General features: G+C 45.3%; 16 protein-coding genes. All 16 read left to right on the forward strand.

The window, feature by feature from the left end; genetic code table 11:
• The first annotated feature begins 5 nt into the window (after positions 1–5).
• Positions 6–827, forward strand: a complete 822-nt coding sequence (locus CXK86_RS10515) for an Fpg/Nei family DNA glycosylase (protein ID WP_076250206.1) — start codon at positions 6–8, stop codon at positions 825–827.
• Entirely contained in the window at positions 817–1,665 is an 849-nt protein-coding gene (locus tag CXK86_RS10520; protein ID WP_076250208.1) for a deoxyribonuclease IV, read from the forward strand. Before CXK86_RS10515 ends, CXK86_RS10520 begins: the two co-directional genes overlap by 11 nt.
• Positions 1,666–1,684: 19 nt before the next feature.
• Positions 1,685–2,023 (forward strand): cyclic-phosphate processing receiver domain-containing protein, encoded by a 339-nt coding sequence (locus CXK86_RS10525; protein ID WP_017688046.1) that lies wholly within the window; start codon positions 1,685–1,687, stop codon positions 2,021–2,023.
• Positions 2,023–2,340: a thioredoxin family protein gene (locus CXK86_RS10530; RefSeq protein WP_036613610.1), complete on the forward strand. Its 318-nt coding sequence runs from the start codon at positions 2,023–2,025 to the stop codon at positions 2,338–2,340. The genes CXK86_RS10525 and CXK86_RS10530 overlap by 1 nt, the downstream gene beginning before the upstream one ends.
• Positions 2,337–3,116, forward strand: coding sequence for an ABC transporter ATP-binding protein (locus CXK86_RS10535; protein WP_370511415.1), 780 nt, complete (start codon positions 2,337–2,339; stop codon positions 3,114–3,116). Before CXK86_RS10530 ends, CXK86_RS10535 begins: the two co-directional genes overlap by 4 nt.
• Positions 3,117–3,122: 6 nt before the next feature.
• Positions 3,123–4,172 carry an SAM-dependent methyltransferase gene (locus tag CXK86_RS10540; protein ID WP_076250211.1) on the forward strand — a complete coding sequence of 350 codons (1,050 nt, stop codon included), beginning with the start codon at positions 3,123–3,125 and terminating at the stop codon, positions 4,170–4,172.
• Between the two features lie 227 nt (positions 4,173–4,399).
• On the forward strand, positions 4,400–5,878 hold the full coding sequence (locus CXK86_RS10545; protein ID WP_101313672.1) for a serine/threonine protein kinase: 1,479 nt from the start codon (positions 4,400–4,402) through the stop codon (positions 5,876–5,878).
• 24 nt (positions 5,879–5,902) lie between these two features.
• Positions 5,903–6,922 (forward strand): SAF domain-containing protein, encoded by a 1,020-nt coding sequence (locus tag CXK86_RS10550; protein ID WP_076250215.1) that lies wholly within the window; start codon positions 5,903–5,905, stop codon positions 6,920–6,922.
• Between the two features lie 75 nt (positions 6,923–6,997).
• Positions 6,998–7,711: a hypothetical protein gene (locus CXK86_RS10555; RefSeq protein WP_076250217.1), complete on the forward strand. Its 714-nt coding sequence runs from the start codon at positions 6,998–7,000 to the stop codon at positions 7,709–7,711.
• Positions 7,708–8,538: a CpaE/TadZ family protein gene (locus CXK86_RS10560; protein WP_076250218.1), complete on the forward strand. Its 831-nt coding sequence runs from the start codon at positions 7,708–7,710 to the stop codon at positions 8,536–8,538. Before CXK86_RS10555 ends, CXK86_RS10560 begins: the two co-directional genes overlap by 4 nt.
• Before the next feature lie 7 nt (positions 8,539–8,545).
• Positions 8,546–10,372: a P-loop NTPase family protein gene (locus CXK86_RS10565; RefSeq protein ID WP_076250220.1), complete on the forward strand. Its 1,827-nt coding sequence runs from the start codon at positions 8,546–8,548 to the stop codon at positions 10,370–10,372.
• Positions 10,362–12,428 carry a hypothetical protein gene (locus CXK86_RS10570; protein ID WP_076250222.1) on the forward strand — a complete coding sequence of 689 codons (2,067 nt, stop codon included), beginning with the start codon at positions 10,362–10,364 and terminating at the stop codon, positions 12,426–12,428. Before CXK86_RS10565 ends, CXK86_RS10570 begins: the two co-directional genes overlap by 11 nt.
• 62 nt (positions 12,429–12,490) lie before the next feature.
• Positions 12,491–12,976, forward strand: coding sequence for a hypothetical protein (locus tag CXK86_RS10575; RefSeq protein WP_017688056.1), 486 nt, complete (start codon positions 12,491–12,493; stop codon positions 12,974–12,976).
• Positions 12,977–12,992: 16 nt separating this feature from the next.
• Entirely contained in the window at positions 12,993–13,391 is a 399-nt protein-coding gene (locus CXK86_RS10580; protein WP_076250224.1) for a hypothetical protein, read from the forward strand.
• A complete protein-coding gene (locus CXK86_RS10585) occupies positions 13,388–13,939 on the forward strand; it encodes a hypothetical protein (protein ID WP_101313673.1) in 552 nt (183 codons plus the stop codon). The genes CXK86_RS10580 and CXK86_RS10585 overlap by 4 nt, the downstream gene beginning before the upstream one ends.
• Complete coding sequence (locus CXK86_RS10590) at positions 13,926–14,909, forward strand: hypothetical protein (protein ID WP_076250228.1); 984 nt, start codon at positions 13,926–13,928, stop codon at positions 14,907–14,909. The genes CXK86_RS10585 and CXK86_RS10590 overlap by 14 nt, the downstream gene beginning before the upstream one ends.
• Positions 14,910–14,971: the final 62 nt, after the last annotated feature.

Genomic DNA, 14,971 nt, shown 5'->3' on the forward strand with positions numbered 1-14,971 from the left:
GTACGATGCCGGAACTACCGGAAATGGAAAATTACCGGACCTTGCTGTCCGAGAAAATACTTGATCTACTGATTACAGGTGTTGTAATTAACCGCGATAAAACGATAAATACGGAGCCTGATCTGTTTATCAATGAACTTACAGGTAATCGCATCATATTTGTTGAGCGCCGAGCGAAGCATCTGATTTTCCACTTGGCTAATGGCAAACGTCTGGTACTGCACCTCATGTTGGGTGGTATGATTTTCTGGGGCACGGAAGAAGAACGTCCTGATCGTTCCACGCAAGTGGAAATTCAGTTTGGCGATCACATTTTATTTTTCATTGGACTGCGCTTGGGTTATCTACATCTGCTTACTTCGAAAGAAACCGAAGAGGCGATGTCTGATCTTGGACCTGAACCTTTAGATCGACGGATGAATGTGGAACGTTTTGCTTCTCTGTTGAAAGGTCGCCGGGGTACGCTCAAGACAACATTGGTAAACCAACATATTATTGCGGGGATTGGCAATTGTTATTCGGATGAGATTGCTTTTGCTGCCGGTCTGAGACCAAGCTCCAAAACGCAGAACATCGCGACTTCACCAGAGTTGACGGAGCGTTTGTTCCATTCGATGCAGTCTGTGTTGCGTGAAGCAGCTTCTGAGGGCGGTTATATGGAAATGCCGCTGATGCTAGGGGATACGAAGACAGGAAGTTTTGACGAGCAATGTCGCGTGTACGATCGGGAAGGCGAGACTTGTCCGCGCTGCGGGGGAACGATTGAACGAGTGGAAATTACGGGCAAGAAGGCATTCTTCTGTCCGAAATGCCAGCATGAAGCCTAAAACCGGAATCGGGGCACATGTCAGCACCAGAGGCGGATTTCTTCAGGCAGCCAAGAGAGCACATGTGATGGGGGCAACGGCGTTTCAATATTTTCCGAAGAACCCGCGTAGTCTTGGCCTGAAAAGTCTGGATCTCAAGGATGCTGAGCAGTGCAGGGATTGGTGTGAACAGCAGGGACTTGCATCGATTGCACATTCACCCTATCCCACGAATCCGGCGTTGGGCATGACCCGTGGAGAGGCGGGGTTTCATGCTACAATAGCTTCTATTCGCAATGATCTTGAAATTTCGAATGCTTGCGGTTCTGTTGGGACGGTGGTCCATTTTGGACATATCAAAACAAACGATCCGCTGGAGGGTTATCAGAACCTCATTTATTGTCTGGATACCGCCTTGGAGAATTGGAATGGACACTCAAAGGTACTGATTGAAAATCAGGCAGGTGATCATGGCCCGATGGGCACGACAATGGAAGAAATGATACAGATTCGCAAATTAAGCCGATATCCGGAGCATATTGCTTTTTGTTTTGACACATGCCATGCTTTTGCTTCAGGTTTGTGGTCGTCAGGCAACGAAGCGGCGATGCTCGATAAGGGCAGGATGCTCGGGTATTGGGATAATGTTGCTGCTGTCCATTTTAATGATTCCAAATATGCGTCTGGTTTGTGTAAGGATAGACATGCGAGGATCGGACAGGGATATATCGGAAATGAATCAATGAAAGCATTGTTAAAGGCGCCTGAGTTCCAAAATGCGGTTGTTGTGCTCGAGACAGAAACGGGCGAAGATGGAACGCACCGTGATGATATAGCGCTCATGCGTTCCTGGTTATAATGGGGAGAGGAGCGATTGTATGCATGTTTTTTTGGATGACTATCGGGCATGTCCGAAAGGATTTGTTCTGGCAACGAATGCAGAAGAGTGCCTGATGCTGCTAAGAGAAGGTGACGTGGACATTTTGTCTCTGGATTATGAGCTTGGTCCAGATTCGCCCAATGGCGGTGAGGTCGCGGCATCTATTGTACGAGAAGGTTTATTTCCGCGTGAGATCTATTTGCATACGTCCAGTATGTTTGGGAAACGCCAGATGTACGAGATGTTATATAGCAATAAACCGGATTCGGTAACCATTCATAATGGGCCAATGACGGGTGAGGTCATGCTGCGTGTTGCCGCGGGAGAAGAAAGTTAATGAAGCCAATTACATCCAAAATGTTAATGCGCAGTGTATGGGAAGGCATGCCACAGGCTGTATTTATATATACCCCTTTATGTGGGACATGTGCGGCAGCCCGCCGTATGTTAGAGGTAGTAGAGCACATGCTGCCAGAAGGTATTTTATTGGAAATGAACATTCATGACATTCCTGAACTTGTACAACAATTTAAAATTTCAAGCGTTCCAGCAGTGATGCTATTTGACGGCCAGCAAGATGTTCCAAAAATGGTTTATCGGATGAGCTCTGTGGAGCATCTGCTCTCGGAGATCCGGAAGGCGGTGCTGAAATGAGTATAATCTCGATGGAACATGTCTCACTTAGACGAGAAGAGAATCAAATCTTGGATGACGTACATTTGCGCATTGAACAAGGCGAACATTGGGTTATTTTGGGTCGGAATGGTTCTGGCAAAACAACGTTGTTGGAAATGATGAACGGATATATGTTTCCAAGCCAGGGACGTATTGAAGTACTCGGTAATTTGTATGGACAATGTGACGTCAGGGAAGTACGTAAGGAAATCGGTTATATCAGCCAAACTTTGATTGAGAAACTCACGCCAAGAGATCCGGTATGGGAAGTCGTCGCTACAGGAGCGTATGCTTTTTTGCGTTTTTATCAGACGATTCCTGATGAAGTAAAAGCAAAGGCAATGAGTTTGCTGGATGACATGGGTTTTGCCAACCTGGCTAACAACCCGCTTGGAACGTTATCCCAAGGGGAGCGCAAAAAAGTCATGCTCGCTCGTTCATTAATGGCCGAGCCAAAATTGCTGATTATGGACGAGCCTTGTGCCGGCCTAGATTTATATGAACGTGAGAAAATGCTGGCTGAAATTGATCGTCTGCGCCAGCGTAACATTACAGTTGTGTATGTAACACATCATGTTGAAGAGATCGTACCTTTATTTACACATGTGGCCTTGATCCGCGATGGACGTATTGCGGCAGCTGGCCCCAAACATGAAGTTTTGACACAAGATACAATTAAGCATACGTACGATGTTCCGGTCGATATCCAGTGGGATAATGCTCGTCCGTGGATACGCGTACGTTCTGGAGGGTAACACAATTTGAGTACACAATCGTCTTGGGAAGAAGGCAACTTCTCCCGTTTTATCTGCACAGCCAATCATGGCTTTGCCCCTTATGCTCAGGAAGAGTTGCGCCGTACGTTTGGTGCGGTGAAGAGCACGGTACTCGTACCAGGAGAAATACTGCTTGCGGGTCTGCCTGTAGCGGAGGAAGAAGTTGCAGATAAGCTGTGGGCAGAGTATCCAACGTTTTTACGTCATATTCAACCTGTTCAGTTTCAGGAGAATACTGAAGATTCGGAGCAGTCTATTGAGAAATTGATTGCATTTGTGTTGAATCATAAGGAATTGAACGGTGCCTCTGTCGTGCTACAGGTACGGAAGACAGAAGGGGCCTTTTGGCAAGAAAATGCAGCCGCATTGAAGCAACTGCTAACTGAAAAGCTGGATGAGCTAGACTGTGAATGGGTTGTACGTGATGCTGAATATGTCATTTCTGTATTTGCAACGAATGATATGTTGTATGCCGGCATATCCAGACCTGAACAGAACCTGTCAGACTGGAGCGGGGGAGCCGTACGTTTTCAAAAAGAAGATGGGCAGATCTCGCGGGCCAAATTCAAATTGCTTGAAGCCGAGCTAACGTTTGGCATTGACTTTACTTCATTTCATAAAGCACTTGATATCGGTGCAGCACCAGGTGGATGGACCTCGTTCCTGCTTGAACGTGGGCTTGAAGTAACGGCGGTAGATCCTGCGAAGATGGATGCAACGCTGCTGGCATCACCCAAACTGACTTTCTTGAAAAAGAATGCAGGGGATGTTCGTTTCCGCGAAGGAGAGTTCGATCTACTCGTATGTGACATGAGTTGGAGTCCGAAGCTGATGAGCCGACTTGTATCGGATCTTCTATATAGCCTGCAACCCGGAGGAACAGCGATTGTTACCGTGAAGTTATTGCATAAAAAACCGTTGGCAATGATTAAAGATGTCATCGATACGTTTGAGCGTTCGCGGATGCAGATTCAACGTTCCAAGCAGTTGTTCCATAACCGAGAAGAAATTACACTTTATATGGTCAAATATTAAGAGATCTAGCTTTGATTAAAGTAGCTAAAGGCATTATGAAATTGATTCGATTAAGCTCATTAAATTTTGTGCTTTACAATCTATTCCTGCCTGTACTATAATGATACCAATATTAACCATAACAAACCTGAGGGAAAGCATCCCGAAGTGAACGAAACCGGATATCCGGTCTGTTCTTCTTCGGTGAAGCTTTCCCTTTTTTGTTGTGTATTGAAGGAGGAATTGGTATGAGACATCCGGCCAGGCTGGAACGCGGAAGCCTGCTGGGAGGTAGATATCGTATCGTATCCATTCTGGGAACAGGCGGAATGAGCCATGTATACGAGGCGGAGGATCTGAAGTTGCCGGGCAAGATATGGGCAATTAAAGAAAGTGTAACGATTATGCCATATGAAGGCAGTATGGAGACGGAAGCCGCTCTTCTGACATCACTTCGCCATCCAAGATTGCCGCAAATTGTTGATTTTTTTGTCCCGGATGAAGACGGGTACACATACTTGGTGATGGAATACATCGACGGGTTAACGCTCAGTGAGTATTTCAAGCAGTGTCGTGGGAAGATCCCGATGGAGCAGTTGACGGAGCTTGTACTTCAATTGCTCGATGTGTTGAGTTATTTGCATAATCTGAATCCACCTGTGATCTATAGGGATCTGAAACCTTCAAACATCATGATCACGCCGGAACATGAAGTAAGATTAATTGATTTTGGTATCGCCAGAAGTTACAAACCGCAAAGTGCTGAAGATACCGTTAAGTTGGGAACCGCTGGTTTTGCCGCTCCAGAACAGTATGGCGCGGGTCAGACCGATGCGCGTTCAGATCTTTATGGACTCGGAGCATTGCTCCTGTATCTTATGACAAGTGGTGCGTATACGGAATGGATTCAGGGTGTGGAAAGCTCTATCCGAAGTGATGTTCCACGGACATACATCCCTGTGGCGAGAAGACTGTTAAGGTATAATGCCGAAGAGCGATTCCAATCTGCCGATGAGGTGCGGAAGGAATTGCTCCGAATACCCGGTGGGACAACGTCTGGTGGAGATACAACGATGACCTTGAATGGCGGAACAAGAGTTATTGCCTTGACTGGTGCTTCATCTGGTGTAGGGGTTACCCACACGGCTATAGCTATCAGTCATTATCTCGAAAGGCAAAACTTCAAAGTAGCTGTGATTGAAATGTCACCTCGCTCTCAATCTTTTGCAAGGATTCAACAAATCGCTCAAGCGGGTAAACCGGTGCCAGCAGGCAGACAGTTTGCAGTGGATGGTGTGCATTATTGGAAACAATCCGGGCGAGCGGATATTTTGTCTTTGCTTGGGGGGAGTTATCAGTTCATCGTGATGGATCTCGGTAGTGGTCAGGACCAGAACCGGCTGGAAGAATTCCTGCGTGCAGATCTTCCCATTGTTATAGGCTCAGGTGCCGAATGGAGACAGGCCGAGATTGGCGCCTTTATTCGATCACATCATCGGTATCCACGAGAGAAATGGATCTATTGTCTGCCCCTGGCAGCAAGTGAAGCAGTTCAGCGCATTCGTAAAGCTCTGGATACATCGAGTGTATATGGTCTGCCGTTACATATTGATCCTTTTGACAAGGACGCACAGATGGATAAAGTGTTTTCACATATTTTAATGCATATGATGGCACAGCAGCCCAAGAAACGTTCATTCTTTTCAAGAAGGAAAGTACATGATTAGAAGATTACGAAAGGAGAGCCTCTTTTGTCTAAATTAAGAAAACAAAGCCGTCAACTGATCTATGCCGGACTTATCGGAGCAGGAGCTGTAGGGTTGGTGTTCGGAGGATATGTTATTTACAATGTCAAAACGATGGGGGATGTCAGGTCAGCTGTAGAAGCCCGTTATTTATCGGCATATGAGGAAAAGGAAGCTGAATTAAAGCAACAATGGGATTCGGGAGCACAAGGATGGGTTACGATTCGGGATATTGAAGCAGGTGAACCGATATTACCGGAGGATCTGAAGCTCATTGCTGTTCCGGATGCACAAGCACCGCGAAACCTCTGGTCCAGTACCAAGCAGATGGAAGGCCAAGTGGCCAAAATAGAGTTGAAAAAAGGAACTGCCATTACCACCGAGATGGTGTATGAGGATGTACCGGCTCCGCCTGATTTAAGAAATCGAGAGCTGCAAGTTGTATTACTGCCGTCCTCACTTGTTAAGGGAGATATTATTGATGTTCGTATCCAATTCCCTACCGGACAAGACTATGTTCTCTTATCGAAGAAAAAAGTGGAACGACTCAATGCAGCTACCTTATGGATTACGATGACGGAGGAAGAAATTCTGTCACTCTCAAGTGCAATTGTAGATGCCTATTTACATAAAGCTTCAATCTATGCCTTAACCTATGTAGAACCACAGTTTCAGACACCTGCAATCGCGACGTATCCTGCCAATTCAGAAGTGTTAAAACTGCTGGAGAGTGATCCGAATATTGTTCGACGAGCCGAGCAGGAGTTATCCAGACAGGTGCGAAGTTCGCTTGAAAGTTCACTGGCCGCCTCCATGACAGCACCGTCAAAAGGGGTTGAACAGGATGTGGCACAATCCTCAGTTACATATAACAGTCGTCCATCATCAAATAATCCGGCAACGTCGGATGGAGTGATGTGGAATGATGGTTCAGGAAACGGAGCAGGAGCTAATTCTGGAAGCGTAAATGATCCTGCTGATGCTTCACAAACAGAACAACAGAGCTTGCTAACGGGTGGAGAATAGAGTGAAATCCGAGGTTTAATTTAGAATAATTCAGATAACAGGGAGTTTAAGAAAAAGAAAGGGGTTGTAACATCTATGCATACATGGATCTTTGCGGGTTTATGTGAGAAGAATGATCTGATGTTATATCTTTGCAAGATACTGGCTTCGACAGGCAACAAGGTTTTGCTCGTAGATGGAACCTTACAGCAGAAGTATGGGTACGGTGTAGGTGACAGTCAGCAGTCTTTGCGAATTACGGAATTTGAAGGATTTGATATCGCTTGTCATTTTGTTACTTCAGCAGCAGTAGAGAATCATCTTGAAGTAAATGGCGAGCGATTGGATAGTTATGACTATGTGTTATATGACATGGAGACCTCACATTTTGCTTCACGTAATCTCTGGCTAACCGCTGATGTAAGAGTCTGGGTGAGTGATTATGAGCGTTACAATCTGGAACGTGGCAAGGGATGGTTGAAGCGGTTGCTTGAAGAACAGTCATTACCTGGTGAGCTGTCATTTCAGCGGCTCTTAATTAACGGGGTTGACTGCAAGCTTAAAGCTCGTTATCTATGGGCGTATCTGGAAGGCAGTCCATTTGTGTGGACAGGAGAATCCTTAGTGCTTCCGTGGGATGAGTTAACAGCTGCGGTTAAGCTTGAGAATGAGCATCATCGCCGGGTTCATCTTGGACCTCTGTCACGAAATTACAAAAAATCGTTGTGTCGCGTGGTCGAGCAGTTAACAGGTTGGGAAAGTGTTCGCAGTCGCCGTGCGATGAAAGAAGCAGAGAGGATGAGAGCATGAGCACCATTACCTTTTGGAGCCCTTTTGCAGGAACAGGTTGCACTTCAAGCACATTAATTAGTGCTTATGCGATGGCACTTCACTACAGGACAAGAGTGTTACTTGTTAATGCAGGCTTTGCAGGAACTGGCACAGAAGCTGCTCTACCATCCAAAGATACGGATTCAGCGGATTTTATGTTCTCCTTTGAAGAGGGTGGCTGGGATGCGATTGAACGGCTGCATTCGAGCGGCAGTCTGAATAAGCACAATCTCAGGGATTATACCAAGCCACTTCTGAAGGAAAGACTTGATTTCCTAACCGGAAAAATTGATGAGATGGAACGTTCCCCGCAGGAACATGGTGAGACAGTGAAAAAGCTACTAAATGTAGCTAACGAGTATTACGATCTGGTTCTTCTGGATGCAGATCATGCTGGTGTTGATTCACAGCTCAAGCTACAGCTGGCGGACTATGTTGTAATTAATCTCGATCAAAATATGCGAAATCTGGAGTTGTTCTTTGAAAAGATCCTGCCAGAACGAATGAACAATAAGAATATACATGTTGTCATTAACAAATACGATTCGCATTCCCGTGCAACGCTTTCCAATATTCGGCGCCAGTTCAGATACAAAGGCACGATGTCTGCGATACCGTACACAACCGGATACTTGGATGCAATGAATCGGCGAGATGTCGCTAGATACTTGCAGTTGGAAAGTTTGACTGAGGATAAGGATATTCGTAAAGGGAGTTTTGCTGCAAGCATGAGCGAACTCGCTCGCCTGATTATGGACGGTGCAGGTATGCGCACAGTTCTGAAGAGGCTGGAAAGGGGAGCGTGAACCTCCGATGCTCTGGAATACCATATGGATAAGTTTGATTTTGATTCTGTGCCTGACTTATATCTGGTTCAAGTATAGAACGTTTCTTCGTGCAAAGAGTGCTCGTGTTCCTGAACAGGAATCATTCACGATTGACATGTTGATTGAGAAGGTGAAGAACTCACTTCATGAGCTTAGTCATAGTCAGCTCGCGGATGCGGGTCTGCATGAAGAAGAATATCGTCGAAGAATTAATCAGCGTGCCGAGATGAGAAAAGCACTGAAGGGCTGTGTCTCAGGCAGTATCAGCGACAAAACGTATGTCAAAAATCTGATAGGGGATCTCCTGACCCGAAGCATAGGGCTGAACAAATCAAATGTGGATGAAGTTATTTTGTTTGCAGAACCAGATTTGCTGACGATCCAGGACCGATTCGAAATTGTATTTTATCTGTACCGACAGCAATTCGGTGTGGATGCACTCTCCCGAATGATTGATACCTACGATCTTGGCAGACTGAGAATGGAGGAAGGTACGGACGATGGAGGAAGTTATTATATCTCTGAGGAGGATATTCAGTATGTGTTCGAGTGCGAATATCGAGAGCTTGGATTCAGAGAAAAGACGGATATCATCGTGCAACGTATCTACCAACATTATAAAGGATTCTCGGTTGTTGATGAGATAAGGGACCAACGTATTGACGGTGTTAGTGGTGGTGTCAGCGGTATGCTTGATGCTGTTCATAATATGGGACTTCGAAAACCGGCATCATGGAATGATTTGCTGGATCAAGGACTGGAGGATGATGCACATGAAGAACCGCTTAGCGGCATGGAAAGTGTCTGGATTTTCTATAAAGGTAAGTCCATTCATCTATCCTTTCTGTCATTCGGAAGCATCCGTGAACTGAAAAGGGTATGCCAGAATATATACAAATACAATTATCCCGGACAGTTGTCGGAAGCAAGTGGATACAAAGTGAATGAGATGAAAGACGGCTCTCGTGTCGTTGTGGTTCGTCCTCCTTTTGCAGAATCATGGGCGTTCTTCGTCCGGAAGTTCGATATTCCGAATGCCTCACTTGAACAGTTGATTACGGGTAACAACGCAGATCTGCCAATCACATTGCTTCAATACCTGATGAAAGGAAGCCGGATTACAGCTGTAACCGGTGCACAGGGTTCTGGTAAAACGACGTTGCTTATGGCTATGGTCAAACACATCTATGCATCGTACACCCTTCGGGTGCAGGAGATGGCGTTTGAACTTCAATTAAGACGGATCTATAGCCGACGTAATATTTTGAGTTTCCGAGAGACTGAACACATTTCAGGTCAACAAGGGCTTGATTTGCAGAAAAAAACGGATGGTACCGTCAATATACTCGGTGAGGTTGCGAGTGATGAGGTGGCCGCATGGATGATTCAAATGTCTCAGGTTGCCAGTCTGTTCACCCTGTTTACCCACCATGCCAAAACGTTTCGTGATCTGGTCTTCTCCCTCCGAAATTCCTTGCTCAAGACAGGTATGTTCCAGCATGAGCATATTGCTGAGGAGCAGGTTGTGAGTGTCATCAACTTCGATGTTCATATGAAGAAAGATGCTGAGGGACGAAGATATATCGAACGAATTACGGAGTGTCTTCCTCGTGCGAATCAAGGTGATAGCGTGGAAGAGAGGGCAGGTTTTACATTTCATAATGTTGTGGAGTACAGAGATGGAGCGTATGTTGCAACAGCTCCAATCTCCTCTGGATGCATGGTGGATATGCGAGAACAAATGACATTACAGGATGCTGAGAAGTTCGAACAGTTTATGAAGCAACACTGGGGTGATCAGCATGACAATTAAATGGATTTTGCTCCTCGTATTAAGTATTTGTGCAGGGGGTTTGCTGATTACACTTCTGGTTTTAAGTATGTTACGTCACAGAGGAGGTGGTTCAACAAGTCAATCCGGCGTGATTTTTGTTCCTAGCGGGAAGGGATTCAAAGGACTGGGATCAATCTTGTTGCAGTCCTACCGTCTTGGAATGAAAGTGCCATTGCTATCAGCTTATATTCTACAGGTGCAGAAACGTATTTCATTCCGCCATGTTGGGGATGAGCCCTCACTTCGCAGGCTGACGATGACAGTGGTTCTAATTATTCTTGGAGGTTATGGCGGCATAAGTGTCATTCTGTTTCTTCTGCAGCCGGGTATCGCTTTTGTAATACTGTCCGTGCTCTGTGCTGTGGTACTAAACAGCCTGGTATTGGATATGTGCCTTAGTCGTATGGAGAAAAGGTTGCTGGTGCAGATGTTGGATCTCTTTGCAGATGTAAGGCATCGGTATCATCAGCATGGCATGGTTGAGGAAGCGCTCTATGAAGCCGCTGAAGCAGGTACAGGAGAAGCAGCAGAACAGGTAAGACTGATCTACGAAGCTCTAACTTCTCCAGATCCAAATGAAGCACTTGAGCGTTATTATGAAGTGGCTCCCAACCGTTTTCTCAAAGGATTCGCAGGCGTTTCCTATATGGTCATGGAGTTCGGGGATAAGGACAGAGCACAAGGGTCTATCTATCTCAAGGGACTTGGTAATCTGACTCAGGAGATTCATCTGGAGATTTTGCGGCGTGATAAATTGGATTACCTGCTCAAAGGACTTAATATCATCGCGCTCGCTCCGGTATTATTCACCGCTCCGATCGAACGCTGGGCTAGAGTCAGTTTCCCAACGATGGATGAATTTTATCGCAGCAAAATCGGTTTTGTTACCAAAATATCGATCTATGTGATCATCATCCTTGCTTATTTGCTTCTGCAAAGACTCCAGCAATACGATGAGACCCGTTATCGGTCAGGGCATAAGCATTCATGGTTGGATCAGTTTCTGTACAAGCAAATCTTCATACGGAAATTGGCGATGTTGTTTGCGGCGAAACCTGGCAGTACACAGTACAGTCAAACGATACGGCTCATGAGGGAGAGCAGTTCAGAGTTGAAATACGAATGGCTTGCCATTCGACGAGTGTTGTTATTCGCAGGTTGTTTGGTCCTTACAATGGGTTGCATCTTGCTGTTGCACCAGGTTGAACGTAACCACATCTTGTATGATCCAATTCGCGATGATCGAATGTTTGGTGCAATGGCTGAAGCGGATCTCAGGAAAGCTGAGGAAAAAACAGCGTTGGATCAATCCGTGCTGGAAAGTGTAGAAATGAACCGAGGAGCTACATACGAAGAAGTCTCCAAAGCGTTACAGCAGTTATCTCCAGTTCAGTTAGACCATGATACCCAGAATGAGACCATCACGCGCATTATGCAGAAACTTGAGGTATATAACAAACAATATGTACGCTGGTGGGAAATGATTATAGCCATTCTCATGGGTGCAGCGGGGTACTACATGCCCGTATGGCTCATGTTATTTCAGCGGAAAATGCGAAGGTTGGATATGCGACATGAAATCTATCAATTCCAGACAGTGATTTCCATTTTGCGTGAGATGGACCGGATGTCAGTCGAGGAGATATTGGAGTGGCTAAATCGATTTGCCGTCATTTTCAAGCGCCCGCTCCAAAAATGTTTGTTGCATTTTGAACATGGACCAGAGCTTGCACTTGAACAATTAAAGGAAGAGGCGGGCTTGCCCGAGTTCCAGCGACTGGTTGATAAATTACAGCTTGCCCTTGGCAAAATCTCAATACGTGAAGCCTTCGATGATCTCGAGAGCATGATGGAATTTTATTTTGAACAACGCAAGCAGGAATACAGCAAAATGATAGATGTCAAAGCATCATGGGGCAGAACCATCGGATTTACACCTATGTACGCCCTTATCTTTTTGTATCTGGTCATTCCATTGGTCGGTATGAGTTTCTTGCAGATGAGCATTTATTATGAGCAAATTCAGAAACTGTAGCACAATTCATCTGTGTGACAGTCTGAAATAGTTTAATAACTTATAACTTGGGAGGATTTATCATGAACAATGCATCAAGCGCTTTAAAGGTGGCAGCAGGGATATTCTTAACAATCGCTTTGATCACAATTGTAGTTCTGTTGTTTATTTCGGCTCAGGAGGCAACCAAGACGGCCCAGAACAATTTTGCTGATATCCAGACCGAGTTGTCTCAGGCCGCATTTACGGTGTATGACGGAACAACCATCAGTGGATCTCAGGTAACCAACGCACTACGTAAATATGCGGACAAGGAACAGTTTGGTATTAAAGTGATTACGGGTAAAAATGTAGCTGGTCAATGGTACGGTAATCAGTTGAATATTTCTCAGGATCTCAATAATGCGGATTATGGCTCTGTTATTGGACCTGAAGATAAGGTGGGTATTATTAACCAAACCATGAGTGAAAAAGACAATCAATATGTAAATCCAAGTGGTAAATTCAAAGCCATTATCGTAAAAGACCGTTCTAACGTGGTAAGAGGGCTGATCTTCCAGCAATCCTGACAGGAGTTGGTATAACATGTCCCGGAATACACAGCATCTCATGTTGTTTTGTACGGCGGTTGTCCTTTTTGTGACAGCCTGCCTGTACGGGCAACAGAATGTTAAGATTTTATCAGCGGCCTTGAACGACAGAGTACAGACAACAGCAGGCATGGAAGGTCGGCTGACAACAACACTGCGTACCACTAATCCGTATCAGTATAATGGTGCGGAAGTGTTGCATACCGTGAGACAGATGACAGGCACAGGCATTCCTGTGGAGGTAGATGGGACTTCGTATGTGATCGATCCACTTGTCAGCAAAACAGCGACGATTCCTGTCCAGCTCGATGCCACCTACAGACCAGAGTTTATACGAAATGAAACTGGAGAACTGCTCAAGATTGTTTTTTGGAAGGAGGCGAGTGTGAATTGATTAATGCCGCATCCAAGCTGCTTGCCGTATTGCTCGCAGTCCTTCTGCTCTATGTGTACCCAGCTGCTGAAACAGCCGATCGGCAGGATGATATAGCACGTATAACGGCTGTTCAGAATGTAACACGTTTTGTTGATGCTGTCCGAACGAAAGGGTATATTTCACCTCGAATGTTGGCTGATTTTGAGGAGCAACTGGCCCAGACGGGCAATGTGTATGAGGTGTCGATGGAACATTTACATAAGAAATATGTACCTCACTATATAGACCCGATGGACAATAACAGTTTTAACGGGACCTATGAAGTGGTGCAGGATGGATATTATGCAGCTCAGATTCGAGAAAGACTATTCCCATCCTCAGGTGTGATACCGGTTGATGATCCTGGCCGAAGATATACGTTGACGACAGGGGATTTTTTCACCGTGACGCTCCAAAATACAAATCGTACACCTTCCATGCTCATTCGTGAATGGTTGAGTGGCACGGTTCAGGCTTCAGCAGTATTTGTAACATACGGAGGTATGGTCCTCAATGAAGATTACTGAACTATCCATTGTATTTGTGTTGATCTTTTTCCCGCTCTTTTGGATCATCTCACTCCATACGCAAGATGCCGAGGAGGCTCAATATCTTGGCCAACGATACAGATCTGCACTTCAAACTGCAGTCATGGATGCAGGTGCAGTGATGCATCAAAATGAGAAGCAAAATGATGAAGCCGGTTATGATTCAACCAAGTTTGTTAAAGCGGACAAAGAGCTTGCCTTGTTGACATTTACGCAGACGATGGCTTTGAATATGGGGATTCAGGATGATCCCGCAGCTATTCGAAACATGTTTAATTACATTCCTGCCGTGGTTATTCTGGATTATGATGGCTATTATATGTTGTCCACAGAAACAGAGTTGACAGGTAACCGTGAAGATTCTTTAAGGCAAGTGTGGAGCCCCAAGAAACCTTATACATATTCAGATTCTAATGGTAACAGTATTAACTTTACACTGGACGACTACGTATATGCCTATGACGCAAACGCAGGGAAATGGATTGAAGGATTTCAAAAAGAACTGGCTTCAAGCACACAGATTCCTTTACTTCAGAATACCAGCGTATTTGAACAAGTTAGACAAAGCCGGATTGTGGCTGCTGTACAGGATGATCTGGCTGATGTGATTAACCGCCATAATGAGTTTGCCAGAAAGAACGGTATTTCCTATACGTTTACGATGCCCCTGATTGCGCAGGAAGATTGGTACAACTCCATTAACGATACAGGGATTATGGCCTTTATCCAAGGTATAGGTGTGGGTGACCAGAAGATTAACAATTATGCAATTGGTGGAGGCAGACTTGTGAAGAAAACGGCCATCGTAGGTGGGGTAGATCCTTTAACGGGTATCAGGTACTATTACCCCTCCACATGTGGTAATGGTTACCGTGCTGAAGAGGTGTTCACAGACGCAAGACAAGCAGCTGCACAAGGCTATTTCGAATATAAATGCTCTAATCGTTAGGTTAGCCTGTATGACAAAATCATGTAAGAGGTTCCTGAACTGTTTACATTACTTTCAGAAAA

The sequence above is a fragment of the Paenibacillus sp. BGI2013 genome (assembly GCF_002843485.1).
In the GTDB taxonomy this organism is placed as follows: Bacteria; Bacillota; Bacilli; order Paenibacillales; family Paenibacillaceae; genus Paenibacillus; species Paenibacillus amylolyticus.